General features: G+C 74.6%; 24 protein-coding genes and 1 pseudogene. 10 read left to right on the top strand and 15 right to left on the bottom strand.

Annotation, left to right across the window (positions count from 1 at the left end):
* Window positions 1–529: 529 nt before the first annotated feature.
* The 3 genes from ACIQTO_RS22115 to ACIQTO_RS22105 form a co-directional block, all read right to left on the bottom strand.
* A complete protein-coding gene (locus ACIQTO_RS22115; RefSeq protein WP_402390555.1) occupies window positions 530–706 on the bottom strand; it encodes a hypothetical protein in 177 nt (58 codons plus the stop codon).
* Between the two features lie 718 nt (window positions 707–1,424).
* Window positions 1,425–2,639: a multiprotein-bridging factor 1 family protein gene (locus tag ACIQTO_RS22110; RefSeq protein ID WP_402390553.1), complete on the bottom strand. Its 1,215-nt coding sequence runs from the start codon at window positions 2,637–2,639 to the stop codon at window positions 1,425–1,427.
* A gap of 28 nt (window positions 2,640–2,667) precedes the next feature.
* Window positions 2,668–3,009 carry a hypothetical protein gene (locus ACIQTO_RS22105; protein WP_402390749.1) on the bottom strand — a complete coding sequence of 114 codons (342 nt, stop codon included), beginning with the start codon at window positions 3,007–3,009 and terminating at the stop codon, window positions 2,668–2,670.
* A 15-nt stretch (window positions 3,010–3,024) separates the two neighbouring features.
* On the opposite strand from ACIQTO_RS22105, the pseudogene ACIQTO_RS22100 reads away from it, so the two are divergent.
* Window positions 3,025–3,177: pseudogene (locus ACIQTO_RS22100) on the top strand (peptide-methionine (R)-S-oxide reductase); the annotation flags it as partial.
* A gap of 49 nt (window positions 3,178–3,226) precedes the next feature.
* Here ACIQTO_RS22100 and ACIQTO_RS22095 read toward each other — a convergent pair.
* From ACIQTO_RS22095 to ACIQTO_RS22060, 8 genes are all read right to left on the bottom strand, one after another.
* Complete coding sequence (locus ACIQTO_RS22095) at window positions 3,227–4,477, bottom strand: cytochrome P450 (protein WP_402390551.1); 1,251 nt, start codon at window positions 4,475–4,477, stop codon at window positions 3,227–3,229.
* The gene (locus ACIQTO_RS22090; RefSeq protein WP_402390548.1) at window positions 4,474–5,163 is read right to left on the bottom strand and encodes a GTP-binding protein; all 690 of its coding nucleotides are present in this window, start codon (window positions 5,161–5,163) and stop codon (window positions 4,474–4,476) included. The genes ACIQTO_RS22095 and ACIQTO_RS22090 overlap by 4 nt, the downstream gene beginning before the upstream one ends.
* Complete coding sequence (locus tag ACIQTO_RS22085) at window positions 5,141–5,494, bottom strand: DUF742 domain-containing protein (RefSeq protein WP_402390545.1); 354 nt, start codon at window positions 5,492–5,494, stop codon at window positions 5,141–5,143. The genes ACIQTO_RS22090 and ACIQTO_RS22085 overlap by 23 nt, the downstream gene beginning before the upstream one ends.
* A complete protein-coding gene (locus ACIQTO_RS22080) occupies window positions 5,491–5,919 on the bottom strand; it encodes a roadblock/LC7 domain-containing protein (protein ID WP_402390543.1) in 429 nt (142 codons plus the stop codon). Before ACIQTO_RS22080 ends, ACIQTO_RS22085 begins: the two co-directional genes overlap by 4 nt.
* Window positions 5,916–7,922, bottom strand: coding sequence for an ATP-binding protein (locus tag ACIQTO_RS22075; protein ID WP_402390540.1), 2,007 nt, complete (start codon window positions 7,920–7,922; stop codon window positions 5,916–5,918). The genes ACIQTO_RS22080 and ACIQTO_RS22075 overlap by 4 nt, the downstream gene beginning before the upstream one ends.
* Window positions 7,923–8,063: 141 nt before the next feature.
* Entirely contained in the window at window positions 8,064–9,089 is a 1,026-nt protein-coding gene (locus tag ACIQTO_RS22070) for an MBL fold metallo-hydrolase (protein WP_402390537.1), read from the bottom strand.
* 180 nt (window positions 9,090–9,269) lie between these two features.
* Window positions 9,270–10,016 (bottom strand): hypothetical protein, encoded by a 747-nt coding sequence (locus ACIQTO_RS22065; protein ID WP_402390535.1) that lies wholly within the window; start codon window positions 10,014–10,016, stop codon window positions 9,270–9,272.
* A 165-nt stretch (window positions 10,017–10,181) separates the two neighbouring features.
* Window positions 10,182–11,102: a GNAT family N-acetyltransferase gene (locus ACIQTO_RS22060; protein WP_402390532.1), complete on the bottom strand. Its 921-nt coding sequence runs from the start codon at window positions 11,100–11,102 to the stop codon at window positions 10,182–10,184.
* Window positions 11,103–11,482: 380 nt separating this feature from the next.
* Here ACIQTO_RS22060 and ACIQTO_RS22055 point away from each other — a divergent pair, with 380 nt between their 5' ends.
* The 4 genes from ACIQTO_RS22055 to ACIQTO_RS22040 all read left to right on the top strand — a co-directional run bounded on the left by ACIQTO_RS22055 (window position 11,483) and on the right by ACIQTO_RS22040 (window position 14,753).
* Window positions 11,483–12,310, top strand: coding sequence for a DUF692 domain-containing protein (locus tag ACIQTO_RS22055; protein ID WP_402390529.1), 828 nt, complete (start codon window positions 11,483–11,485; stop codon window positions 12,308–12,310).
* Window positions 12,307–12,783 carry a hypothetical protein gene (locus ACIQTO_RS22050; protein WP_402390527.1) on the top strand — a complete coding sequence of 159 codons (477 nt, stop codon included), beginning with the start codon at window positions 12,307–12,309 and terminating at the stop codon, window positions 12,781–12,783. The genes ACIQTO_RS22055 and ACIQTO_RS22050 overlap by 4 nt, the downstream gene beginning before the upstream one ends.
* Before the next feature lie 36 nt (window positions 12,784–12,819).
* A complete protein-coding gene (locus ACIQTO_RS22045; RefSeq protein ID WP_402390525.1) occupies window positions 12,820–13,884 on the top strand; it encodes a TIGR04222 domain-containing membrane protein in 1,065 nt (354 codons plus the stop codon).
* Window positions 13,885–13,970: 86 nt separating this feature from the next.
* Window positions 13,971–14,753: a TIGR04222 domain-containing membrane protein gene (locus tag ACIQTO_RS22040; RefSeq protein ID WP_402390522.1), complete on the top strand. Its 783-nt coding sequence runs from the start codon at window positions 13,971–13,973 to the stop codon at window positions 14,751–14,753.
* 115 nt (window positions 14,754–14,868) lie between these two features.
* Here the strand turns inward: ACIQTO_RS22040 and hemQ are convergent, their stop codons facing one another.
* The 3 genes from hemQ to ACIQTO_RS22025 form a co-directional block, all read right to left on the bottom strand.
* Window positions 14,869–15,594 (bottom strand): hydrogen peroxide-dependent heme synthase, encoded by a 726-nt coding sequence (gene hemQ, locus ACIQTO_RS22035; protein ID WP_380578597.1) that lies wholly within the window; start codon window positions 15,592–15,594, stop codon window positions 14,869–14,871.
* Entirely contained in the window at window positions 15,591–17,024 is a 1,434-nt protein-coding gene (gene hemG / locus ACIQTO_RS22030) for a protoporphyrinogen oxidase (RefSeq protein ID WP_402390518.1), read from the bottom strand. Before hemG ends, hemQ begins: the two co-directional genes overlap by 4 nt.
* A gap of 90 nt (window positions 17,025–17,114) precedes the next feature.
* Window positions 17,115–19,487 (bottom strand): hypothetical protein, encoded by a 2,373-nt coding sequence (locus ACIQTO_RS22025; RefSeq protein WP_402390515.1) that lies wholly within the window; start codon window positions 19,485–19,487, stop codon window positions 17,115–17,117.
* Window positions 19,488–19,576: 89 nt separating this feature from the next.
* On the opposite strand from ACIQTO_RS22025, the gene ACIQTO_RS22020 reads away from it, so the two are divergent.
* Window positions 19,577–20,017: a DUF523 domain-containing protein gene (locus tag ACIQTO_RS22020; protein ID WP_402390512.1), complete on the top strand. Its 441-nt coding sequence runs from the start codon at window positions 19,577–19,579 to the stop codon at window positions 20,015–20,017.
* Window positions 20,018–20,153: 136 nt separating this feature from the next.
* A complete protein-coding gene (locus ACIQTO_RS22015; protein ID WP_402390509.1) occupies window positions 20,154–21,221 on the top strand; it encodes a DUF4349 domain-containing protein in 1,068 nt (355 codons plus the stop codon).
* Window positions 21,222–21,284: 63 nt separating this feature from the next.
* On the opposite strand, the gene hemE is transcribed toward ACIQTO_RS22015, so the two are convergent.
* Window positions 21,285–22,388: a uroporphyrinogen decarboxylase gene (gene hemE / locus ACIQTO_RS22010; protein ID WP_402390506.1), complete on the bottom strand. Its 1,104-nt coding sequence runs from the start codon at window positions 22,386–22,388 to the stop codon at window positions 21,285–21,287.
* A gap of 145 nt (window positions 22,389–22,533) precedes the next feature.
* On the opposite strand from hemE, the gene ACIQTO_RS22005 reads away from it, so the two are divergent.
* From ACIQTO_RS22005 to ACIQTO_RS21995, 3 genes are all read left to right on the top strand, one after another.
* On the top strand, window positions 22,534–23,196 hold the full coding sequence (locus ACIQTO_RS22005; protein ID WP_402390503.1) for a DUF3000 domain-containing protein: 663 nt from the start codon (window positions 22,534–22,536) through the stop codon (window positions 23,194–23,196).
* Between the two features lie 321 nt (window positions 23,197–23,517).
* Entirely contained in the window at window positions 23,518–24,243 is a 726-nt protein-coding gene (locus ACIQTO_RS22000) for a LuxR C-terminal-related transcriptional regulator (protein WP_402390501.1), read from the top strand.
* Between the two features lie 185 nt (window positions 24,244–24,428).
* Complete coding sequence (locus ACIQTO_RS21995) at window positions 24,429–25,679, top strand: HRDC domain-containing protein (RefSeq protein WP_402390499.1); 1,251 nt, start codon at window positions 24,429–24,431, stop codon at window positions 25,677–25,679.
* Window positions 25,680–25,873: the final 194 nt, after the last annotated feature.

The following is a 25,873-nucleotide window of genomic DNA, read 5'->3' as shown; positions in this document are numbered from 1 at the left end:
GCCTCGTACTTGCTCTCAGTCACGGGCGCGCTGGCACACCGGACGGTCCTGAAGGTCGGCTGATTGGCTTCCAGGTGGCGGAGGAGAACGGTCGTCCCGGTCCGTCCCTGGCGGTCACCGGGGCAGGGATTGTGCACCCGTCGACCCTTCGCAGGTGGTCAACGGTCCCCCCGAAGGATGGTCTTGTGGTTGGCCCCGCCCGCCACCCAGGGGGGTGTCCCAATGACGGACGGAGCCCTCCCCCTACCTGCCACTTCAGCCGAGCCGGCAAGGGTCGCCCGGCGGGCACTGTCACGTGACGAGCCGGGCTTGTCCCGACGCTGAAGCGCCGGGGTTGATGCCCGCCCCCGTACTGCCGGACACGCTCCATGACACGGGGGCGGGAGTTCAGGGCGTGGCTAGCAGGGGCCGAACATCGTCCTCCACCACGGGGCCAGCAGATCCAGCCATGACCTCTGATGGTCGTGCGATGAGCCCTTGTCGGGGGCAGTCTCGGGCATCGGCATGCTCAGTTCCTTGATGAGAGCGGTCAGTTGTGCGGCCGACAGACCGTCAGCAGCATGGCGGCAAGCACGACAAGCCCCGCCATCGACACCGCGAAGGCGGCTGTGCGGCGCTGTGAATCCTGAATGCCCCGCCGCCGACGCTCGACAGCGTCCCGATAGTCGGCCTGGCCGTCGTCGAACGTCGGCACGGGCGGCGTCATTAGCCGGGTTCCTCCGCCGGTACCATGACCCACGGCGTCGTGACGGCGTGCTCAAAGCTTCGGTGGCCCCGATGGTCGGTTGCGTGCTCCAACGCCCAGAGCTGCGCGGTCTCGAAGTGCGCGACGACAGGGCCCGTCGCCCCGCACTGTCGTCCGTCCTCGTCCTCGCTCACGCACTGGTAGCGGTGCATCACTTGAGGGCGGTCGGGGGCAAGGTCGAGTTGGAGGGTCCAGGCCACGGCACGCAGCAGCCTTCGCGCGGGCCACATCGCCTCTTCCGCCCGCTCGATCGCCCGCGAGTCCAGTCCCGCCCTGACGGTACGTGCGAGGCCGCGACGGGGGGTGTGGAGGAGGCTGCTCAGGGGGTTCGTGGGCTCCAGCCCACCGCCCGCGCTCACCGTTCCGCCTCCGACGCTCTGCGCGCCTCGCAGTCGGCGCAGGAGCAGTGCGCGAGTGTGGCATCCCGATTCAGGCCGTCCGCCGCGCTCGGGGCCTTCGGTACGGCCGTCCGGTAGTCGTTCAGGGGGCTCCAGCCCTTCGGCGGAGCGCTGGACTTGGAGGGCCCACGCCTCGCGAACGGTCGAGCCGGGTCGCCGAATGCCTTCCTGCGCACTGCCATCATCGCTCCCTAACGCCAAGGACCCGTAACGTGACTAAACGCTACGGGCCGATTGCGGAGCGGAGGGGCAGAGTCTCTGCCCCTAGGTTTCGGCGTAGATCAGGCCGCCATGCCGATTGCGTCGGCCAGGCGCCGGCCGGACTGCTGAACCGCAGGAGGGCCGTTGACGAGCGTGCGCACCATCGCTCGTGTTTCCGCGTTCCACCGCGCGGTCTCGGGAGCCACCGCCACCGCGCCAGCCAGAAGCTCTGCCACCCGTTCCCCATCACCCCGGAGCGCGTGAGCGCGAGCCACCTCAATGAGATGACGCCCGCGACGAGGAACCGCCTTGACGTCCGCGGTAGGCAATCGGCGCGCCCAGCGCAGCGCCGTACCTGCCTGCCGTAGTTCGACCGCTACGGTCACGGAGTGCAGGGCCACGGCCTGACGGGACCCGGATGTGGACGGGCTCCAGAAGTCCGCCGGCAGCGCGGCAGAGACGACGGACGCCCGGTCGACCCACCGCCACGCATCACCCTGCTCCCCCGCCACCGCATGTGTGATCGCGGCGTGAAACGCCATGTCCGCCCACGCGGAGGCCAGTTCCGGCGACTCTGTGCGTACAGGGTCCAGCAGCCTCAAGGCGTCCTCAGTGAGCGACTGTGCACTATCCCACTGCCCACTCTTGCGGAACGCCTCCACCAGGAACCAGCAGGCTTGCGCCACGGCCGCAGGGTCTCCTGATGCTCGCGCGGTGGCCAGCGCACGCTCCGCGACGCGCCACACGAGATTCCCGTCTCCCTGGAAAGCGGCGTACATCTGCGTCAAGTTCAGCGCACTCGCGTACATCACCTCCGCTCGGCGACGGTCGGCGCATGCCGGGTGTGAGGCGGCTACCGACGCCGAAGAGACCAACGGCGGCAGCAATTCTGCCAGCGCCGTTCGGTGATCTCCCCGAGTCATTCGCGTCTGCCAGGCGGTGGCCAGCTGGACGGCGATGTGGTCGAGATTCGGCGCCGGCCCACCAGCGGCACCCAATGGTGCCCCGTCGACCGCACGTCGGACGGACGCCAGCGCCGAGTGTTCAACCCCCGAGTACAGTTCCCGAGGCATGCTGACGTCACCAGTCAGTTGGGAGAGATCATCGATCTCCAGATGCTGGGCGATCTTCATCAGCATCGGTAGGCGCGGAGGCAGCATCACGCCGTTCTCGATTTGCTTCAGCCAGCTGGCAGACCGGCCCAGCAGGCCAGCCAGCACGGAACGCGACTTCCCGGACCGCACTCGGTAGTACTGAATGCGCCGGCCGATGGGCAGGGCAGGGTCAAGGGCCATGCGGTCAGCGTAAGGCCGCGACCCGCCCCTAGTCTCGGCACGCCGTGCACAAACCGTCAGCCTTCGAGACGTGCCGGCCACACAGTCCCTCGCGACCCTGGCACTCGTGCGCTGCGGGTCGCGGGGACGGCACGCTGCCGGCAGTTCCCTTGATCTCGCGGACCGGCGGGTACGGCGGGACCTTCGACAGCCGTGCGGAGATGATCGCGGCCACACTCTTCGTGATCTTCTCCGGGAGCGGGGCCGACACGATCGACATCAGCGCACCCTGCGCCCATCCCCCGGCCAGCAGCCCCTCCACCATGGCGGCCTGATCGATGAGCGGCTTCCCGGCGAGCGCCATGCGCGGCTCGCGCCGGCCCAGCTCCATACCCTCAGACATGCGCGTCGGCACGGGAGCCTGATGGAGGTCCGCTGCGCCCGCTGCGGCGGGCACCTGGGCCACGTCTTCGAGGGCGAGGGCTACGGCACCCCGACCGACCAGCGCTACTGCATCAACAGCGTCTCGCTGACGCTCCGGCCGGCCGACGGGAGCTGACCGCGACGCCCGCGGGCCCGGGAGCCGAGGCGGCTCCCGGGCCCGCGGGCTATCCGCCGACCGGGTGGAAGTGGACCGGCAGGTGGACCAGGGCGCGGTGGAAGGGCCCCGGGCGCCAGAGGAGCTCCTCGGCGGGGGTGCTCAGTTCGAGGTCGCTCAGCCGGCTGGTGAGCTGCTCGATCGCGGTGATCGCGATCAGCAGCGCCGGGTCCCGGGCCGGACAGGCGTGCGGACCGGCCGCCCAGGCCAGATGGGCGGACTCGCCGCTGCGCAGTTCGGCGCCGTCGGTGGCCGGCGCGGCCTGCGAGTTGGCCGCCGCGTAGGACACCAGGACCAGCGAGCCGGCGGCGATCTCCCGGCCGTGGAAGGTGATGTCGTAGCGCGGGTAGTGGGCGGAGAGGTTGGCCATCGGCGGCTCGTGCCAGAGCACCTCGTCGATCGCCTGGTACGCCGTCATGGCGCCGCCGAACAGTGAGCCCGCGTACCGGGCGTCGGTGAGCAGCCGCAGCAGCGCGTTGCCGATCAGATTGGTGGTCGGCTGGTGCCCGGCGATCATGGTGAGGGTGATCTGCCGGACCACCTCGTCGTTGTCCAGCCCGACCGGGTGGGTGAGGAACCACGAGGTGAGGTCGTGCCGGGGGCGTTCGCGTCGCTCGGCGACCATGCCGGTGACCACCGAGACGAGGTCCCCGTAGGCGGCGACGGCCTTCTCGGTGGACTCCATCATGCCGGCGATGCCGGCCACCAGCCGGGCACTGTGCTCCTCGGGCACGCCGAACCAGGTGTTGAACACGAACACCGGCAGCTGACGGGCGTACTCGGCGATCAGATCGGCCGAACCGGTGGCCGCGAAGGCGTCGATCAGCTGGTGCGCGACCTCGGCGACCCGGCGCTGGAGCAGATGCGGTTCGAGCAGGGCCAGCCCGTCGGTGATGACCTGGCGGTAGCGGGCGTGGATCTCGCCGTCGCTGAAGAAGGCGGTGGGGCGGTAGCCGAGCACCGGCAGCAGCGGCGAGGTCGGCGACACCGTGCGCTGCCAGGCCCGGGAGTCCTTGGAGAAGGTGTCGGTGTCGCGCAGCAGGTCCAGCGCGGCCTGGTAGTCGGTGACCAGCAGGGCCTCCACGCCGGGGGCGATCTCCACCGGGGCGACGGCGCCGTAGCGGCGCAGCCGGTCGTAGACGGGCTGCGGGTCGGCGGCGAAGGCCGGGCCGTAGATCGGGACCGGACGGGTGCCGGGCGCGGTGGCGTCGGTGCCGGGCGCCTCGTCGGTGGCGGGCGCGGCTGCGTCGGTGCTGGTCACGGGTGCTCCGGGGCGGCGTCGGGGGCGGCGTCGGACGGCGCGTCGGGCGGGACGTCGGCCGGGACGTCGGGGGAGGCGGGCAGACCGTGCAGGACGTGCTCGGCCAGCGCGATCAGCGCGTCGAGGCTGGAGCCGCGCTCACGGGCGTCGCAGAGCACCAGCGGGGTGGCGGCGTGCAGGTCCAGGTGGGACCGGAGCACCTCGATCGGGTGCGCGGGCGCGCCCGGGAAGCAGTTGACGGCGACCGCGTAGGGCAGCCCCTGCTCCTCCACCATGTCCATGATCTCGAAGGAGTCGGCGAGCCGGCGGGTGTCGGCCAGCACCAGGGCGCCGACGGCGCCGCGGGCGATGTCCTGCCAGAGCGGGAAGAACCGGCGCTGGCCGGGGGTGCCGAACATGTAGAGCACCACCTGCCCGGGCAGCGTGAGGCGGCCGAAGTCGACCGCCACCGTGGTGGTGGTCTTGCCCGGCGGCAACCCCTGCGCGTCGTCGACGGGCGCGCCGGTCTCGGTCATCGCCTCCTCGGTGTGCAGCGTGGGGATCTCCGACAGGGTGCGGATCAGCGTGGTCTTGCCGACGCCGAACGGACCGGCGACCACCAGCTTCATCAGCGTCTGGTCCCGGTCGGGCAGGTAGCCCACCCGGTCGGTCCGGCCGGTCGGGCTACCGGAGCGTACGGAGTCCAACGAGGAGCCTCTCAACGATGGAGCGGTCGGTCTGCTGTGCGCGGGGGATCGGGGCCCGGGCCCGTAAGCAACCCGTCTCGACCAGGTCGGCCGCGAGGAAGACGGTGGCGCTGACCGGCAGGCGCAGGTGGGCGGCGGCCTCCACCACGGTCAGCGCGCCGGGCCGCAGCAGCTCCCAGAGCCGCCGGTGCTCGTCCTCCACCTCCTGCGGCGGTTCCGCGCCGGCCGCGTACAGGACGGTGAGCCGTTCGAAGCCCGCCGTACCGGGCCTGGTCCGGCCGCCGGTGGCGAGGTAGGCGGGGACCATCCGCCTGCGGGGTACGCCGGTCATGACCGGGCGGTGGTGTCCTGCTGCCTGGCCGGGCTCGCCAGTGCGCGGCCCAGAGCGGCGACCTGCACCTGCATCTGGTAGGCCACGTTGCCGAGTTGGGCCTCCGGCGTGGTGAACACCGCCAGCGAGGTGTTCTCACCGGCCGGGACGACGACGGCGAAGCCCAGCTCGGACTCGACCACGGTCTGCGCCAGCCGGGGCTGCTCGACGTCGGTGAAGGCCGTGGTGAACGCGCGGGCGGCGGCGTGCACGGTGGCGGTCATCGCCGCGACCCGCTCCGCCGAGGCTCGGCCGAGGCCGTCCGAGGCGCCCTCGACGAGGCCGTCCCCGGTCGCGATCACGGCGTGCAGGACACCCGGCAGCTCCAGCAGCGGGGTCAGCACCCACGAGATCTCGTCGGTGGCGGTAGGGCTGGGCGTGCTCACTGCTCGGCTCCTTCGGAGGTCTGGGCGGGGCGGTGGCCGGTCCGGTCCGTGCGGTCGGCGAAGCCGGTGTGGTCGGCTGCCTCCGCTCCGGTGACCCCGGCGCTGGTGGTGCTCGTGGTGCTCGTGCCGGCGTCGGCGCTCGGACCGGCGGTCGCGGCGACCGTGGCCACGACCCCGTCGACCGGCTCGGCCGGCGCGTCGGGGGTGTCGGGGACGTCCGGCACGTCGGGGGTGTCGGGGACGTCCGGCGCGGCCGCCCTGGCGACCTCGGCCCGGCCGGAGTCGGTGCCCTGCTGCAGGGCCTCCCAGCGGGCGGCGGCCTGCTCGGGCGTCCGGGTGGCCCGGCCGGTGGGCGTGGTGTCCGCCCCGGGGCCCGGGGGCTCCGGGGTCGTCGAAGCGTCCGCCGGTGTTCCGCCCGGCAGGCGGGTGGCCCGCCCGGACGCCTCGCCGGACGGCCGGCCCGCCGGCGCCTGCTGGGTGAGCGGCTGGCGCCGGCGCCGGCTGGGCAGGCCGCTGTCGTCGGAGTCCACCGCCCGCACCGGTGGCACGACATGCATGGCCGGCACGGTGTGCCGGGTCGGCAGATCGTGCCTGCCCGACAGATCGTGCCGGTCCGGCACGTCGTGCCTGTTCTGATCGTCGGATTCTCCACGCGGGTCCGGCACCGCCTGGACGGTGGGTGCGGGAGCCGGGCCGGCGCCGGCCCGCAGCGGCAACGGGGTGAGCACCGAGAGCGGCTGCTCCTCGTCCACGACCGTCAGCAGGGCGGCCGGGATCCGCACGATGGTCCGCATGCCGCCGTAGGGCGAGGGCTCGATGTGGCAGGAGAACCCGTACTGCCGGGCGAGCTTGCCGACCACCGCGAAGCCGGTCTTCGGCGGGTTGCCCAGCTCGGTGAGCAGCACCTCCGCCGGGCCGGCCACCAGCCGCCGGGCCCGGCGCAGCTGGTCCTCCTCCATCCCGATGCCGCTGTCGTCGATGATCACCAGCGCGCCGCGGCCGCCCTGCTGGACGGTGACCGGGACGTCGGTCTCCGGGTGCGAGTACGACGTGGCGTTGGCGAGCAGCTCGGCGACGGTGATGGCGAGCGGCTCGGCGGCCCGGGCCACCACGGCCAGCCGGCTCTCGCGCAGATGGTTGGCCACCTTGATCCGGGCGTAGCCGGGCACCCGGGAGAGCGCGCCGACCACCACCTCGGCCAGCGGCGAGTCGGTCCGGGCCAGGCCGGGCCACGCCTCGCAGAGCACCGCGATGGTCTGGATCCGGCGCAGCGCGACCTCGTTGCGGAAGTCGACCTCCAGCAGGCGCGGGTCGTCGTTGTCGTGCTGGAGCTGCTGGACGAGGCTCTGGATCTGGTACAGCAGGGTCTGGATCTTGGAGGTGGCACCGCGCATCGCGGACCGGGCGGCGGCGTCGACCCGCTCGCGCTCGTCGGTGACGGCGGCGGCCGAGGCGTCCAGCACCGCCTGCAGGGCCCGGACCGCCTCCGGGCCCACGGCCCGTGCGTCCAGCGGCCCGGCGACGGGCGCGTTGGGGTGGCTGAGCCGCAGTGCGGCGGCCGCCACCCGCTCCCCGGCCAGGTGGTCGACCTCGGCCAGCAGGGCCGCGGCCCGCTGCTCGGCGGCCGCCAGCCGCTCCCCGGCCTCGGTGGTGCGGTCCTCGGCCGCGCGGGCGTGCAGCTCCGCCTCCGCCGCGCGGTGGTCCGCGGCGGCGGTGCGCTGCTCCGCCTCGCGGACCCGGCCCTCGGCGGCGAGCGCCCTGGTCTCGACCCGCTGGGCCTCCTCGTCCGCCCGCCGGGCGGCCGCCCGGGCCTCGCGCTGCTGCTGCTCGCCCCGGGCCGACCGGCCCTCGGCGGCGCGGGCGCGCTCCTCGCTGTGGGCGGTGGCCGCCTCGGCGGCGGTGGCCCGGGCGAGTGCCCGGGCGCGCCCGCGGGCCAGGACAGCGGCCACCGCGAGCGCGGCGACCGCGGTCACCGCGAGGGCGAGCAGCGCGATCTGGGTCATCGAAGTCCTCGGAAGTCCTCGATCGAAGGGGTTCGGAATCGCCGGAGGTGGCGGGCCCGGCCGGAGGGCGTCGGCCGCGGGCCACCCGCCCGGGGTGCGGGCGGAGGCATGGCACCCGGGGTGCGGGCGGCGGCCGGCGGGTCAGGCCGGCGAGGAGGGGAAGCGCCCGGGCCGGGACCGCGGCGCCCGGACGGCGTCCTGGGCCAGCTCCCGTGCCACCACGGCGACCTGGGTCATCGCCTCCAGGACGTTGGGCACCGCGCTGCCGTCCAGGTGCCGGTACTCGGCCGCGACGGTCAGCACCAGCCGCTCGGGCAGGCCGAGTTCGGGGTGCCGCTGCTCGGCGATGATCCGCCGGGCCGCGTCCAGGGCCGGTATCCCGGCGCGGTGCAGCGCGTGCGCGCGCTCACGGACGTACCCGAGGTAGCCGATGTGGGCCTCGACGCCGGACCGGTCGAGCACCGGACCGTGGCCGGGGACGAAGATCTCGGCACCGGTGGCCAGCGCCTGCTCGCAGGCGCCGATGATGTTCTCCAGCGGGCCGGCCCAGTGCGAGGGGTGGTCGCCCGGCTGCTCGCGGGTGGACCCGAAGATCACGTCGCCGGTGAACACCACGCGCTGGTGCGGCAGATGGACGATCAGGTCACCGCCGGTGTGCGCGGCGGGCAGCGCGGTGATCCGCACGGGGTACTCCCCCACCCGCAGCTCCAGTTCGCCGCTGAAGACGGTGTGCGGGTGGACGGGGTCGGTCTGCGACCAGTCGAACGGGCCGAAGTGCTCGCGGAGGTAGTCGCCGAGCGGCGAGGCCGGGTCGCTGCCCACCACCAGCGCGTGCTGCTGCTTGGGGGTCGGCTCGTAGTGGATGTGCTCCAGCGCCTCCCGGGTGGCGATCACCTCGGCGTCCGGAAGCACCCCGGCACCCCAGAGGTGGTCACCGTTGGCGTGGGTGACGACCACCCGGTCGATGCCGACCCCGTCGGCCAGCCGCTGCCGGCTCTGCGCGAGGAACTCCGCGGCGAGGGAGGGGTCATAGGGCGTGTCGATCCACAGTGCGGTCCGCGGCGAGGCCAGCAGCCCGCAGTTGGCCAGGCCCCAGCCCCGCTTCGGCGGAAGCCACACGTACAGGTCTTCGGCAATCGCGCTCACGTTCGCGCGGCTGATCGTCATGGGCGCGATTATGCCGATGATATGACGACAGTGAAGCAAAACCCTTGCGATTCAAGCCAATTCCTGCCCCAGACCCTCCCGACCTGTCCCAATTCGCACCAGTGCGGTCTGGACCACATCGTCTCAAGGGGCAGGACGAGCGGTCCGGACCGTGGCACCGGCCCCCCGGGGGCCGCCCGCTCACACCGCCGGCAGCAACCGGCAGACCTCGACCGTGACATCGACCGTGTCGAGACCGATCACCCGGCCCTCGACGGCGGCGAATCCTTTCTCCCCGGCGCGGAACATCGCCGCCAGTGGCGACTTCCGGGTGGCGGCCGCCAGCGCCTCCACGGCCATCGCCGAGCCGAAGGCGAAGACCCCGCAGAGCACGATGCAGGGCGCCTGCCGCGAGGTGCGGGTCACGAAGACGAAGCCGTGGTCGCGGATCAGTTCGTCGGCCGCGTTGTACTGCGCCTCGAAGGTCATCCCGCCCCAGCGGGCCCGGGCCGCCTCCGGGTACTCGATGCAGAAATCCGGAAATCCCGCGCCGAGCACGGTCGCCGAGTACCGATTGACGCTCGGTCCGCCGATCGAGAAGGTCGGCATCCTCGGGTCCTGCGCCCCGGCCGCGACCAGTTCGATCGTCGCCTTCCGATTGATCTTCCGCAGCAGATCCGTGAGTTGGGCTATCGCACGGGCCTCGGCCATCGGCATGAAGAGGACGTTCTTCGGCCCCCGGCTGGTCAGCCGCCGGCCGTCCTTCGCGAAGGCGAACTCCGCCGCCTCGATACTGGGGGTGACGATCTGCACCCGGCTGTACGGGGCGAGCAGCACGCGCAGGAAGCCGTACCGCAGGAACAGCCGGGCCCGGGCGAGGGAACGGGCCGCCAGAAAGCCGATCACCGCCGGAACGAACCCGACCAGGACCTGAAGCAGGATCTCCATAGCATCCCCCGCGAGGAAGACTCGGGCACGAACTGTCTGCCGTGAGGTGATGCCCCGTAGAACACCAGGAACTCCCGACACGGCAGCCCACCCGGCGCCAGGTGCGGAATGCGCGCCTGGTTCACCCCTTCGAGTGAACGAAACCGGCCGCCCGTTCCCCGCCGGTCAGCCGTCCAACCGCTTGGTGAACTTCCGCTCGCTCGCACACCGCTCGTACCCGAGCCACGCGTTGATCGCGAGCATCGGCGCGTTGGTCGCGTCGTTGCTGGTGTAGGCCCACCGGTAGCCGGCCTCCTGGGCCCGGCGCAGGGACTCCGCCTTCGCCAGCTTGCTCAACCCCCGGCCGCGGAAGGCCCGGCGGCAGGCGGTGAACGCCGACCAGTAGCGCCGGGCCCCGTCCGTCTGCACCGCGCTGAACGCGGCCGGCTCGCCGTCCACCACCGCCACCACGGTCAGGTCGCGGTCGAAGTCGGGGCGGGCCCACTCGCCGGCGAGGAACTCCTCGTCGTCGGCGGCGTCCATCGCGACCTCGCCCGGCTCGTCCCGGAGCGCGTCCGCCTCGATCACGAAGACCGGGTACGGGTCGTCCGCCCAGTCACCGGCCGGGCGCAGCTCGACGCCTGGCGCCGGCACCGGCACGCCGGGCAGCGGCAAGGTGAGGTCCCGGCCGGCGAAGTGGGCCAACCGCCCCTCGGTGAAGCCGCGGGCGACGGCGAAGGCGCGCGACGCCGGCTCCTCGTCCACCCAGCTGTGCAGCTCCACCACACCGTGCGCGGTCAGGTGCCGCTCGGCCGCCGCCAGCAGGGCGGTGAACACGCCGCGCCGCCGGAACGCCGGCAGCACACTGCCGTTGGCGTACCCGATGCCCCGGGTGGTCGTGCCGACGACCACCCCGCACCGGACCGAGCCGACCACCTCGCCGTCCAGCGCCGCGACGAAGGTGCGGAAGTGCTCGCCCTTGGCCTGCCGGGCGTTCAGCCAGGTCAGGACCTCGGGGGTGAGCAGCAGGTGCTCACGGCCGGCCCGGTGGGCGGCCGCGGCGGCGGCGTCGACGGGACGGAAGTCACGAACGGTCAGCGTTGCCATAGGCGGGCCACCGTAGCCGCGTCCACAACCGTCCCGCCTCCGAATTCCCGCCCCGCCGACGGGTCCGCGGCAGGGACGGGACCAAAGTCCCTCATCACCGGTCCGACAAGCTCAAATAATGCTCTGAGAAGACCGGCTGGGGCTTGGCAACCGCCCCGGCCGGGGACATCCTCAGCAGCACAGCCCGGCCCGATCCCGGCGACGATGCCCGCGTCGGCCGACGGCTTCCCACCCAGCCCTCCGAAGGGGGCGAACCGATGACCTCTCCTGCCATCCGGCGCGGGACACCCACCGCTCCGGCCCGGGACACCGGGCGGACGACGGGCCCGACCGTTTCGACCGGCCCCACGACCGCGACTGCCACGACTGCCACGACGACCGTGACCGGCACTCCGGGTACCGCGCTCGGTGTCGGCCTCGGCTGGCGCGCGGAGATCGACACCGTCGTGGAGCGGCAGCCCGGCCTGGACTGGGTCGAGGTGGTCGCGGAGAACATCTGCGCCGACCACCTCCCCGAGTCACTGCGGATCCTGCGGGCCCGCGGCGTCACCGTGGTCCCGCACGGCGTCTCGCTCGGTCTCGGCGGCGCCGACCGGCCCGACCCGGCCCGGCTCGACCGGCTCGCCGAGGCGGCCGGGGCGCTCGGATCCCCGCTGGTGACCGAGCACCTCGCGTTCGTCCGGGCCGGCGGCCTGGAGGCCGGGCACCTGCTGCCGGTCCCCCGCTCCCGCGATTCCCTCAAGGTGATCGCCGAGAACGTCAGGATCGCGCAGGACCGGCTCCCGGTGCCGCTGGCCCTGGAGAACATCGCGGCCCAGCTGGCCTGGCCGGACGACGAGCTGACCGAGGGACAGTTCCTCGCGGAGCTGGTCGAGCGCACCGGCTGCCGACTGCTGATCGACGTCGCCAACCTGCACACCAACCGGGTCAACCTCGGCCTGGACCCGGCCGCCGAACTCGACCGCCTGCCGCTGGAGGCGCTGGCCTACGTCCATGTCGCCGGGGGCACCATGATCGACGGCGTCTGGCACGACACCCACGCCCACCCCGTCACCGAGCCGGTGCTGGAGGTGCTGGCCGAGCTCTGCGCCCGGGTCGCACCGCCCGGCGTCCTGCTGGAGCGGGATGCCAACTTCCCGCCGCCCGCCGAGCTCGCCGCCGAACTGGACGCCATCCGCCGGGTGCTGCAAGGGGGCAGCGCCGGATGACCGCCCCGACGGACGAGGCCGGCGACCTCACCGCCGCCCGCGCCGCGCTGGCCCGGCGCCAGGAGGAGCTGCTGACCGCCCTGGTGGCCGGCGGACCCGTCCCGCCCGGCTTCGACCCGGCCCAGGTGCGCGCCCAGTCGGCCGGCCTGGCCGCCAAGCGCCGGGACACCACCGCCAAGGTGGCCCCGGAGCTGCCCCGTCTGCTCGGCCGTCGGTACGGGCCGCTGTTCCTCCGCTACGCGGGGACGCACCCGCAGACCGGCGGCTACCGCGCCGACGCCCGCGCCTTCGCCGTATGGGCACTCGCCGACGAACCGGGCCCGGGGCCCGACCCGGCCCGGCCGGGCGCCGGGCGGCTCGACGCCGAACAGCGGCACGCCCTGGAGCGGTGGCTCCACGGCCCCGCCGCCGAGCGCCCGGCCGGCCCGCTCACCCGCCTGCGCCGGGCCCTGCGGCCCGGCCCGCGGCACTGAACCAGAACCACCCACACCATTCCGGGGGAACCGCCCATGTGGCACAACGTCTACTTCGCCGTCCCGGCGATCCTGCTGTTCGCGGCCGCGTCGTACGCCTCGCACACCAAGAACCTGGTCAAGCGGGTCCCGCAGGTCAAGGGCCTGCCCGGGCGCGGCCTGCCGCTGCTGGACACCGCGTTCCTCTCCGGAGGCCCCGGCCGGGTCTTCGACACCGCCCTGGTCCGGATGCACCAGGCCGGCCGGGTCGTCGTCAACCGGGCCGGCCTGGTCACGCTGACCACCGAGCGGGCCTACGACGCCGTCGACCTGGCGATCATCGAGGCCGTCGGGCCGACCGGACAGCGGGACCTCACCTCCCTGCGGCGCGCGGTGATGCGCGCCCCCGCCGTCCAGGAGCTCGGCGACGGGCTCGCCAACCGCGGGCTGCTGCGCAACCCCACCCTGCTGCGCCGGGCCAAGGTGGCCCGGCGACTGCTCTGGCTGGCCCTGCTGCTCACGGTGGTGACCATCGCGGCCGCCTACCTGGTCGACCGCGGCGAGGCCGACCGCCCGTCGCTCTGGCTCCCGCCGGTGCTGGTGCTCTTCGGCCTGGTGTCGCTGCTGGTGACCTGGCCGTTCAAGGGCCGGATCACCCCGGCCGGCCGGCGTCAGCTCGCCCTGATGTCCGTCGGCAAGCCGTGGACGCCCAGCGCCGGTCTGGCCCCGCGGGCGGCCGGCGGCGCCCTGATCGGCGCGATCGCGCTCGGCGGGCTGGCCGCCTCCGGGCTGGACGACGCGGAGCTGCAGGAGGCACTGCTCGCCGCGGCGGCGGCCGACCTGGTGACGGCCAGGTCCGCGATGGCGGGCGGGTCCTCGTCCTCCTCCGCGACCTCCAGCGCCACCTCGTGCTCCTCCGCCGGCACTTCCTGCGGCGGCGTCACGTGGTGCGGCAGCGGCAGCGGCTCCGACTCGGGCTCCTCGGGGTCGAGCTGCGGCGGCAGCAGCTGCGGATCCTCCTCGTCGAGCTGCGGTTCCTCGTCCTCGTCGAGCTGCGGGTCCGGCTCCAGCAGCTGCGGCTCCTCCTCCAGCTGCGGTGGCGGCAGCAGCTGCGGATCGTGAGGCCCGGTGTCCTCCCGAGTCACAGTTCGGTATCGCGGACCGGAAATTCGTTCCGCCCGGAGCCGGGGCAGGTCTACAACAAGCCCATGTGGTTGCTCTTCCTGATCCCGGCCTGTGTCACCGCGGTGCTCTCCTGCATCCGGCTGGTCCGGATGACCGCGACCGCCGACGCGCTCGCCGGGCAGGACCGCCTCCGGCCACCGGAGGCGGTCGGGATCGGGCTCTACGAGACCGCCTACCTGGCCGGCGGCCCGGACCGCGTGGTCGAACTGGCCCTGGTCCTGATGGCCTCCCGGGGGCGGCTGCACCTCGCGCACACCGGCTGGACCACCGTCGTCGACCCCAGGGGCCGCAGCCGCCTGGAGCGGGCGGTGGTCGCCGCCGTCGGGCCCGGGGGCCAGTGCCGGACGGACGACCTGCGCCACGTGATGTCCGCCCACCCCACCGTGCTGGAGATCGGCGGCCGCCTCGCGCTGGCCGGCCTGGCCACCCCGGCCCCGGTGCAGCGGCAGACCGTCCTGGTGATCCGGCAGGTCCGGCAGGCGCTGCTGTTCTCGCTGGTGCTGCTGGCCGCCGCACTGGCCGTCGGCGGGTTCTCCGGCGGTGACGCCCTGGCGCCGCTCGCCTGGTTCTCCCTGCCGCTGGTGCTGACCTCGGGCACGCTGCTGATGGCCCGGGTCGACGTCTACCCCTACACCCGGTGGGCCTCCCCGGTCGGCCAGGAGGTGCTGCGCGAGGTCCGTCCGCCGCGCCAGCACGGTCTCACCGACGACGACGAGCGCGAACTGCTCACCGCCGTCGCCATGATCGGCCCCGCCGCGCTCCCGGACGCCCGGCTCCGCGCGGCCCTGCGCCCGCACCGGAGCTGACCGGCCGGCAGCGGACCCGGGGCCCCCGCCCACGGCGCGCCCCTGAGCAGCGGACGCCGAGAGGCCGGCTCCTCCCCGTCGCGGGGAGGAGCCGGCCTCTCGGCGGGCGGGCTCGTCAGACCAGACCGGCCAGCAGCTCACTGACCGGCTTGCGGCGGCCGGTGAAGAACGGGACCTCCTCGCGGACGTGCAGCCGGGCCCGGGACGGGCGCAGGTCGCGCATCAGGTCGACGATCCGGTGCAGCTCGTCCGCCTCGAAGGCGAGCAGCCACTCGTAGTCGCCGAGCGCGAACGAGGCCACCGTGTTGGCCCGCACGTCCGGGTAGCCGCGCGCCATCTGGCCGTGCTCGGCGAGCATCGCGCGCCGCTCGGCGTCCGGCAGCAGGTACCACTCGTAGGAGCGGACGAAGGGGTAGACGCAGACGTAGTCGCGCGCGCGCTCGTCGGCCAGGAAGGCCGGGATGTGCGACTTGTTGAACTCGGCCGGGCGGTGCAGCGCCATGTTGGACCAGACCGGCTCCAGCACCCGGCCGAGGCCGGTACGGCGGAAGCGGTTGTACGCCTCCTGGAGGTCGTCCGAGTCCGCCGCGTGCCACCAGACCAGGATGTCGGCGTCCGCCCGCAGACCGGACACGTCGTAGGTGCCGCGCACCGTGACGTCCTTCGCGTCGAGCTGCGCGAACAGCTCGTCCACCTCGGCGGCCAGGGCGGCCCGGTCCTCGGGCAGCTCGCCCTTGAGCTTGAACACCGACCACATGGTGTAGCGGATGACCTGGTTCAGGTCGCGCGCCTTCTTCTTCTCGGGCTGCTGCTCCGGCTGCTGCTCAACGGTCTCAGTCATGCGCCCATTGTCCTCTCCGTGACGTTCTCCCCGGTCGTCGGGGTCAGCACTTCGCCGAGCGCGGCGACGGCCGCCCGCGCGCTCGCGACGCAGGCCGGGATGCCCACGCCGTCGTAGGCGGCCCCGCAGACGGCCAGCGCGCCCGCCCGGCCGACGGCCGCCCGGATCCGGGCCACCCGGTCCAGGTGACCGACGGGGTACTGCGGCAGGCCGGACCGCCAGCGGGTGACCGCGGTGTCGTAGGGGCGGGCGGTCAGACCGATCGCCTCGCCCAGGTCGGACAGCGACCGCGCCACCAGCTCCTCGTCCGACAGCTCCAGCGGCTGCTCCTCGCGCAGCCGGCCGAGCGAGGTGCGCAGCACGAACGCGTCGGGGGCCGAACGCTCCAGCCAGCCCCACTTGTTGGAGGAGAAGGTGGAGGCCTTGATTCCCCGGCCGTCGACCGGCGGCACCAGGAAGCCGCTGCCGGTCGGCGGCTCCGGGAGGTCGGCCCGCCGGAACGCCAGGGTGACCAGTGCCATCCCCGCGTACTCGACGGCGGCCAGCTCGGCGGCCGCCCCCGGCGCGTCCGGGCGCAGCAGCCGGGCGGCGGCGGGCGCGGGTACCGCGAGCACGACGGCGTCCGCGTCCAGCACCTCGCCGCCGGCGGTCACCACCCGCCAGCCCCCCGGGGTCCGGTGCAGCCCGTCCACCGCGGTGCGGGTGCGCAGCTCGACGCCGGCCCGGGCGCAGGCCGCGGCGACCGCCTCCGGCAGCGTGCCGATGCCGCCGCGCAGCCCCTGGAAGACGGGGGTGCCCACGATCCGCGGCCGGGTGGCCAGCTCGTGCACGCCCTCGACCAGTGAGCCCCCGCCCCGCGCGATCTCCAGCAACTGCGGTACGGCCGCGCGCAGCGAGATCTCGTCGGCGTGCCCGGCGTAGACGCCGCCGAGCAGCGGCTCGACCAGCCGGTCCACCACCTCGCGGCCCAACCGGTCCGCGACGTAGCGCCCGATCGCGACATCGTCCGTGACCTCGGTGGCGCCCTCGTGCCGGGCCCGCTCCAGGCCCTCGGCGCTGAGCACCCCGGAGGCGGCGAGCGCCGCGAGGTCACCGGGGACGCCCATCACCTGGCCGCCGGGCAGCGGACGCAGCGCGCCCCTGGTCCAGATCGCGGCCTTCGCGGTGGTCGGCGGCTCCAGCGCGTCGCCCAGCCCGACCGCCCGCGCCAGCTCGACCGCCTCCGGCCGCCGCGCCAGCATCGACTCGGCCCCGAGGTCCACCCGGACCCCGCCGACCTCTCCCCCGGACAGCTTCCCGCCGAACCGGTCGGACGCCTCCAGCAGCGTCACCCGCGCCCGCGCGGCCCCACCGGCCGCCCCGCTGAGAAAAGCGGCCGCGGCCAGCCCCGCGATACCGCCACCGATCACGACGACCTGTGCTTGCGACATGCCCCGCAGTCTCGCAGGTCCTTACACCAATGCCTCAATCCGCCCGCTTCCGGACAGGGACGGGGCCCCGGGCCGGCCGCCGCGGTCCGTTCAGGACCAAGCGGGGGTGGGCGACCCGTCCGGGTCCAGCCCGTGCGGCCACCACCGCACGTCGCCGGAGTCCGCCCCACCGGCGTCCGCGAAGCGGCGGCGGAGGGCCTCGGCCCCGTCCTGGTCCCCGGCCTTCGCCCGCAGGTGCGCCAGCATGGCCGTGGCGTAGAAGCGGCCGGTGTCCGCGGCCTGCCAGGCGAAGGCCTCGGCCCCGGCCCGGTCCCCGGCCTCCTCGCGCATCCGGATCAGGTCGGAGAGGACCTCGGCATGGCCCGCGCCGACGGCCCGGCGGAAGAGGGCCTCGGCCCCGGCCCGGTCCCCGGCCTCCTCCCGCAACCGCCCCAGGTCCAGTACGGAGTAGATGTTGCCGGCGGCGGCCGACCGCCAGACGAAGGCTTCGGCGGCCCCGTGCTCCCCCGCCGCCTCCCGCATCCGGGCCAGCGCGGTGAAGCCGAAGGTGTGCCCCGCGTCAACGGCCTGGTGGTAGAGCGCCGCCGCTCCCTCCTGGTCCCCCGCCGCCTCCCGGAGCTGCCCCAGGCTGACCAGGAGGGAGCTGTGACCGGTGTCGACCGCCCGGCGGTAGAGGGCCTCGGCCGCCGCCGAGTCCCCGGCCTCCTCCCACGCATGCCCCAGCTCCGTCAGGGCGTCGGGGTCGCCGGTGACCGCCGCCCGCCAGGCGAGGGCCTCGGCGGCCGCGTGATCCCCCGCCGCCGCCCGCGACTTCGCGAGTTCGGCCGCGGCGTAGCCGTTGCCCTCGGCGACGCCCTGCCAGTAGAGGGCCTCCGCCCCCGCCGTGTCCCCGGCCTCCTCCCGCAGCCACGCCAGGTCCATCAGACCGACCGGGTGACCGGCGTCGGCCGCCTGCCGGCAGAGCGCCGCGGCCCCCGCCGTGTCCCCGCCCTCGTCCCGGAAGTGCGCGAGCTCGATCACGGCGTGGGGATAGCCCGCGTCGACCGCCCGCCAGGCGAGGGCTTCGGCGCCGGCCCGGTCCCCGGCCTCCTCGCGCCCGCGCCCCAGGTGCATCAGGGCGGCGGCGTCGCCGGCGTCCGCGGCCCGGAGCCAGAGGTGGTGGGCCCACTGCAGGCGGTGCCTGCACTCGGCCGCGTCCGCGAGGGCCTTGAGGTCGTCGGTGCCGGTGAGGTGGGCGAGCGCGGCGTGCCAGAAGGAGCCGGGCGGGCAGAGCCTGCGGCGCAGCGCGCGACCGTGCTGTTCGAGGTAGTCGGCGAGGCGGAACAGCGGCCCCGGCGCCGTCATGAGCGGGGCGGCCGCCGGCGGGGCGCCCGGCGGCCGGCGGACGGGTCGCGGGGTGGTCCGGCCCAGGGGGGCCTGCTTTCCGTGGACCGGGCGGCCGAGGTCGGCGAAGGCGGCCTCGGCCCAGTCGTCGCCGAGCTGGTCCCAGTCCTGGTCGCCGAGGTAGTCGGCGGCGGCCGCGGTGAGGAAGGCCTGCGGAAGGTGGAGCCCGACGCCGAGGCGGCGGGCGTCCATCGCCGCCTCCAGCAGCGCGCGGACGGCCGGGGTGCCGCGCTCGTAGCGGCGCAGCAGTTCGAGGCCGCCCGCGAGGTCCTGGGCGACCCTCCCGTGGGAACGGGCCCGGACGAGCGCGTCGGCCAGCAGTCGGTCACCGGACCTCGCCAGGGCGTCGGCGCCGCGCAACGCCTCCTCGTCGAAGGCGTCCGGAACGGTGGCGGTGCGCCCGGCCAGGAGTTCGCGCACCCGGCTGTGCGGATCCGGTTCGCCGGGGCGGGGCACCGCGGTGTACCGCGCCTCGTACTCCGGCCACAGGGTGCCCAGGATCAGCACCGGGCCGCGGTCGGGCCGGGTGAGCAGGGTGTGCAGGGCGGCCCCGATCCGCTCGCCGGCCTCGGGGTGGCCGAGGTAGTGCTGGGCCTCGTTCAGCCACACCACCGTCTTCGGCGCGACGTGCTCCAGGTCGGCGAGAGCGGCCTCGGCGCGCGTCGGGTCGAAGGGGTGCCACAGGCGCCAGCCCTCGGCGGCCAGCGGCTGAACGGCCTCCCAGCAGGCCCGGGTCTTGCCCGTGGACGACGAACCGACCAGGACCAACAGCCCGCTGCGGCCCGCCGAGGCGTCCCGGACCACCCCGGCGAGCACCCGGTCGTGGCGGCGGCGGACGTAGCCGGGCAGCACCCGCACCGTCGCGACGGCGCCGGCGGGGTGGACCTCCAGGTCGTGCGGGTCCCAGGCGCCGATCGGCCGTCCGCGGGGCCTGCGGGCCGCCGCGCCGCCCGGTGGGCCCGGGAGGTTCACGGTGATGTGGGCGTCGGCCGCCTGGACGACGTGACCGTGCACGGTGGACCCGGTCAGTTCGTTGCGCGGCCCGCCACCACGGCCCGCTGCCCCGTCGTCGGCACCCACCCGGCCCCCACTCCTGTGTGCTGAACGGCGGCAGCATACGCCCGGCCGACGGGCAGGGCGCCGGCGAACGGGCCCGTAGGCTCCCGGGTGTGGAGAAGATCCTGGTGAGCGCGTGTCTGGCCGGTGTGCCGTGCCGGTACGACGGGCGGGCGAAGACGGCGGAGGCGGTGGCCGGGCTCGTGGCGGAGGGCCTGGGCGTGGTGGTCTGCCCGGAGGGGGCGGGCGGGTTGCCGACGCCGCGGCCGCCGGCCGAGATCGTCGGCGGCGACGGCGCGGACGTGCTGGACGGGCGGGCCCGGGTGGTGGACGCGACGGGGGCGGACCGCACCGAGGCGTTCCTGGACGGCGCCCGGCAGGCGTTGGCCGCCGCCGAGGCCGCCGGGGCGCGGCGGGCGCTGCTGATGGCACGCAGCCCCTCCTGCGGGTGCGGCCGGGTCTACGACGGCACGTTCACCGGGGAGTCGCGGCCGGGTGACGGGGTGACGGCGGCGCTGTTGCGGCGGGCGGGGATCGCGGTGGAGGCGGTCTGACACCTTGTCCGCTCCGCAGCCGAGCCGTGATCGAGCCGCGACCTCCGGAGCGGGTCCGATCGGGGCCCGGTCCCGTCGAATGGTTCGGGTGCCGGACGGAAGCGGCACCGAACCGTGAGGCGGGGAGGGCTCGATCGTGGAACGAGGACGGCACAGAGCGGGGGTGCTGGCGGCGGTGGTCGTGTCGGCGGTCCTGGCCGGCGGGTGCGGCGCGTCCGACCGGGGGGACTCGGCGCGCGGAGCAGCGGCGGCCGGTGACGCGGCCGCGCCGGCGGCCCCGGGGGTGGCGGCCCCGGGGGTGGCGGCCCCGGCCGCGCCGAAGGCCGCGCCGGAGTCGGGCACCGGACAGACGAGCACCGGGCAGTCAGACGTGGTGCCGGTGGTGGACACCCGGCAGATCGCGTACAGCGCGCAGCTGTCGGTGCGGGTGGCGAGGACGGACACCGCGCTGGCGAGGGCCCGCGAGCTGGCGGTCGGCGCGGGCGGCTACGTGGCGAGCGAGACGGTGAGCGGCGGCGGGCAGCCCGGCGACACGGGCACCGGCAGGCGCCCGGAGGACCGCCCCGCGCCCGGCCCGCAGAGCGGGCAGCTCACGGTGAAGGTGCCGTCGGCGGCCTACCAGCAGACCCTGGACCAGCTCGCGGGGCTCGGCGAGGTGCTGTCCCGCAAGAGCCAGGCGGACGACCTCACCCAGCAGGTCGCGGACGTCTCCAGCCGGACGCAGACCCAGCAGGCCAGCGTGGACCGGGTCCGGGCGCTGATGGCCCAGGCCAAGACGCTGGCCGAGATCACCAGCCTGGAGGGCGAGTTGAGCCGCCGCGAGGCGGATCTGGAGTCGCTGCAGAAGCAGCTGAAGGAGCTGTCGGCGAAGACCTCGCTCTCCACCATCACGCTCGACGTGCGGCAGCGGGCGGACACCCCGGTGCCGGACCGGCCCGACGCGAAGGAGCACGACGGCTTCTGGGACTCGGTCGGCTCGGCGCTGGGCGGCGGCTGGGACGTCCTGACGGCGATCGTGCGCGGCATCGCGGTGGCGGTCGCGGCGGTGACGCCGTTCCTGCTGGTGCTGGTGCCGGCCGCACTCGCCTTCTGGCTCGTCCGCCGGCGCCGGCGGCCCGCGCTGCCGCCCGTCCCCGCCCACCCGCCGCACCAGCGGCAGGGCGAGAACGAGGACGAGCCGGCCCGGGAGCGACAGGAGCCGTGAGAACGACGACGGCGGGCCCCGTTCGAACGGGGCCCGCCGGGTCGACGCCGTCGCGGCGGCCGGTCAGCGCGCGCTGGCCTCGTGCACGAACGCGACCAGCCGGCTGAGCGCGTCCGGGTCCATGCTGGGCAGCACGCCGTGGCCGAGGTTGAAGATGTGGCCGCTGGTGCCGAGCGCCCGGGCGGCGTCCAGCACCTCGCGGGCCTTGGCCTCGACCGCCCCGGTGGGCGCGAAGAGGACGGCCGGGTCGAGGTTGCCCTGCAGGGCCTTGCCGGGGCCGACCCGCTCGGCGGCGACGTCCAGCGGTACCCGCCAGTCCACACCGACGATGTCCGCGCCGGCCTCGCCCATCAGCCCGAGCAGCTCACCGGTGCCGACGCCGAAGTGGATCCGCGGCACGCCGTACCCGGCCACCGCGTCGAAGACCTTGGTGCTGGCCGGCATCACCGAGCGGCGGTAGTCGGCCGGGGCGAGCGCGCCCACCCAGGAGTCGAAGAGCTGGACGGCGGAGGCGCCGGCCTCGATCTGCACCTTCAGGAACGCGGCGGTGATGTCCGCCAGCCGGTCGAGCAGGGCGGCCCACAGCTCGGGCTGCCCGTACATCATGGCCTTGGTGTTCTCGTGGTTCTTGGAGGGCCCGCCCTCGATCAGGTAGCTGGCGAGGGTGTAGGGGGCGCCGGCGAAACCGATCAGCGGGGTGGTGCCGAGCTCGTCGACGAGCAGGCCGACCGCCTCGGTGATGTAGGAGACGTCGTCCGGCTCCAGCGGGCGCAGCCGCCGCAGGTCCTCGGCGGTGCGGATCGGGTCGGCGATCACCGGGCCGATGCCGGGCTTGATGTCGACGTCGATGCCGACGGCCTTGAGCGGCACCACGATGTCGCTGAAGAAGATCGCCGCGTCGACCTTGTGCCGGCGCACCGGCTGCAGGGTGATCTCCTTGACCAGCTCGGGCCGCATGCAGGACTCCAGCATGGGGATGCCCTCGCGGACCTTCAGGTACTCGGGCAGCGAGCGGCCGGCCTGGCGCATGAACCACACCGGGGTGTGCGGCACCGGCTCGTGCCGGCAGGCGCGCAGGAACGCGGAGTCGTGCGCGGCGCCGCGTCGCACGGAGGACTGCTGACCGGTGGGGGTGGCTGCCGTGGTGTCTGCCGTTGTCTCGCTCACGGTTCAAATCTTCGCACGCGCTCCGGACCCGACTCCCCGCCCGGTCTCGTGGGTTCCTCCAAGATCTGGCCGGTTTGCCGTCCCGGCACGCCGCGCGAGCAGAAGTTGCGGCGATTACCCCGGTCTTCGACCTAGTCTTCGGGACATGGCAGCGGTCGGCGGGCACCCCGCACAGGGTGGCGGAACAGGTGGCGGAACGGGTCGGGAGGCGGCGCCGAGCGAGTTCCGGGCCGCGATCGAGGCTCTGACGGGTGCGCGGCTGCGCCCCGAGCTCGAACTCTCCCCCGCCCCGGCGCCGCGCCGGCTCGCCCCCCACGCGTTCGCCCTGACCGCCTCGGTCGAGGTGGACGGCGACGAGCTGGCCGACGGCCGGCTGGTGCTGCTGTACGACCCGGCCGGGCAGGAGGCCTGGAACGGCGACTTCCGCGTGGTGACCATGACCCGGGCGGAGCTGGAGCCGGAGATGGCCGGCGACCCGATGCTCTCCGAGGTCGGCTGGGCCTGGCTGCTGGACGCCCTGCAGGCGCACGGCGCCGGGTACGCGGAGCCGTCCGGCACGGTGACCAGGTGCGCCTCGCAGTACTTCGGCGCCCTGGCGGACCGTGAGTCCTCCACCGAGATCGAGATCCGGGCCTCCTGGACGCCGGCCGACGGCCGCTTCGAGCGGCACCTGGCCGCCTGGGGGGATCTGCTGTGCATCAGCGCGGGCCTGCCGCCGGCCGCGCCCGCGCCGCAGCCGACCGCCGACGTGCCCTCACTCGGTGGGGTGGTCCCGATGCCCGCCCGTCGACGCCCGCGTTCGCACTGACGAGTGGTCCGGGCGCCGCGGTCGCGGCACCTGCCCCACCACCACCCCCAGGGCTGACGGAGTGTGACTTCACACCCGCTCTGCGTCAATTGTCCGGCCCAGCGCGACCGACCCATGCCGAGTCTGATCGATTTTGTACGAATCCGAGGCATGTCGCATCAGTCATATGCGCGATTTGTCCGTATTGTTACTCACTAGATCGTGATCTTTCGCTAAAGCCGGGCACGGTAGCTGCCGAAGCAGACTGTGACCCTTTCCAAACGCGGAACACTCCGACCGCCCCCATCGGGGTTCCGTCCGCCACTCCCCGCAGGAGGCCTGGTGTCGGTCCTTCTTGAGCACCCCGCAAACGTGGTCGCCTACCGGCCGACCAAGCCCACCGCCATGGTGGTCATCGCTGACCCCCGTGTCCGAAACACCGTCACCCGCCACCTCTGGGCGCTCGGCGTCCGGGACGTGATCGAGGTGTCCTCGATCGCCGAGGCCCGCCCCCGGGTGTCCACCCCGCGCGACATCTGCGTCGCCGACGTCCACCTCCCGGACGGCTCCGGGCTGACCATCCTGGCCGAGACCCGTGCCGCGGGCTGGCCCAACGGCCTGGCGCTCTCCGCCGCCGACGACATCGGCGCGGTCCGCAGCGCGCTGGCCGGCGGCGTCAAGGGCTACGTGGTCACCGGCACCCGCACCAATGTGGCGATGCCGGGCCGCCCCGGCATGCCGCTCGGCGCGGCCGGTCTGGCCGGCCGGATGCGCCGTCCCGGCATGCCGGGCATGCCGGGCGCGGCCGGTGCTCCGGGCGCCCCCGGGGCTCCCGGAGCGCCGGGCGCCCCGGGCACGCAGCAGGCCGCCTACCGCGAACTCTCCGGCCGCGAGGTCGAGGTGCTGCGGCTGGTCGCCGAGGGCCAGTCCAACAAGGCCATCGGCGTGGCGATGGGCCTGTCCGCCCTCACCGTGAAGAGCCACCTCGCCCGGATCGCCCGCAAGCTGGGCACCGGCGACCGGGCCGGGATGGTCGCGGTCGCGTTGCGCACCGGCATCATCCACTGAGCGATCGGTAGGGCCGCTGCGGCGGTTCTGGAGGAACGTTTCCTCCGGAACCGCCGCATTGGCGCTCGATCCCCTCCGGACCGAAGGGGACGGAACGGCCGGAGCCGCACGGTGGCATAGTCACGAACCCGGTCTGACCAGTCCGACAACACTCCCGGCCCCGAGGACCGTCGTACCCTTGGTGAGTGACCGACGCCGTAGCAGCCACCCAAGAAGAAGCAGCCCCGGTCCCGCTCCTCGAACCGAAGGAGGGGATCCCGCCAGTCGTGGCGGACGAGCAGGCGCTGGCCGCCACCGTCGCCGCCTTCGCCGCGGGGACCGGACCGGTCGCCGTCGACGCCGAGCGGGCCTCCGGCTACCGCTACGGCCAGCGGGCGTACCTGATCCAGCTGCGCCGCGCGGGCGCCGGCACCGCGCTGATCGACCCGATCGCCTGCCCCGACCTCAGCGGGCTCGGCGCGGCCCTCGCGGACACCGAATGGGTGGTGCACGCCGCCACCCAGGACCTGCCCTGCCTGGCCGAGGTCGGGATGCGGCCCCGACGACTCTTCGACACCGAGCTGGCCGGCCGGATCGCCGGCTTCGCCCGGGTCGGACTCGGACCGATGACCGAGAGCGTGCTCGGGCTGAGCCTGGCCAAGGAGCACTCGGCGGTCGACTGGTCCACCCGCCCACTGCCCGAGCCGTGGCTGCGCTACGCCGCTCTGGACGTCGAGGTGCTGGTCGAGCTGCGGAACGCACTCGAACAGGAGCTGGACGCCCAGGGCAAGCTGGACTGGGCCCTGGAGGAGTTCGCCGCGATCGCCGCCGCGCCCCGCCCGGCACCGCGCACCGACCCCTGGCGCCGCACCTCGCAGCTGCACAAGATCCGCCGGCGCCGTCAGCTGGCCGTGGTGCGCGAGCTCTGGCTGACCCGGGACCGGCTGGCGCAGGAGCGCGACGTCTCGCCCGGCCGGGTCCTCTCGGACGCCGCGATCGTCAACGCCGCGCTGGCCGTGCCGCTGAACATCCCCGCCCTGCAGGCCGTCCAGGGCTTCGGGCCGCGGGTGCACCGGCGCCAGTTGGAACAGTGGCTGGCAGCCGTGCAGCGGGGCCGGGAGATCCCGGAGAACCAGCTGCCGCCGGCCGCCGCCCCGCACGACGGGCCGCCGCCGCCGCGCGCCTGGGCCGAGAAGGACCCGGTCGCGGCCGCCCGGCTGTCCGGGGCGCGGGCCGCGGTGAGCGAGCTGGCCGAGGCGCGCAACCTGCCGGCCGAGAACCTGATCACGCCGGATCTGGTCCGCCGGGTCTCCTGGGAGCCGCCGGCCGATCCGAGCGCCGCCGGCGTGGCCGCCGCGCTGCGCCGCCTCGGCGCGCGGCAGTGGCAGGTCGACCTGGTGGCGCCGGTGGTGGCCGCGGCCTTCGTCAAGGCGGCGGAGGCCGAGCCTCAGCCGTAGGAGCGCGGGACCGGGCCGGGTACCGCCGCGGCGGGGCGCCGCCGCCGGGACAGAGGGGATGCCGTCACCGGACGGCATCCCCTCTGTCGTCCCCGGGCCGTCGCCCCCGCTCCACAGCCTCCGGGCCGCCGCTCCGCACCCGCCGCGCACCCCTCCCGGCCCCGGGCGCGGGGACGTGTCGGGGGACACACCGG

Source organism: Kitasatospora sp. NPDC091207, assembly GCF_044768625.1.
Lineage (GTDB): Bacteria > Actinomycetota > Actinomycetes > Streptomycetales > Streptomycetaceae > Kitasatospora.
Note: the sequence above shows the minus strand (reverse complement) of the source record. Positions and strands in the feature narration are given on the sequence as shown.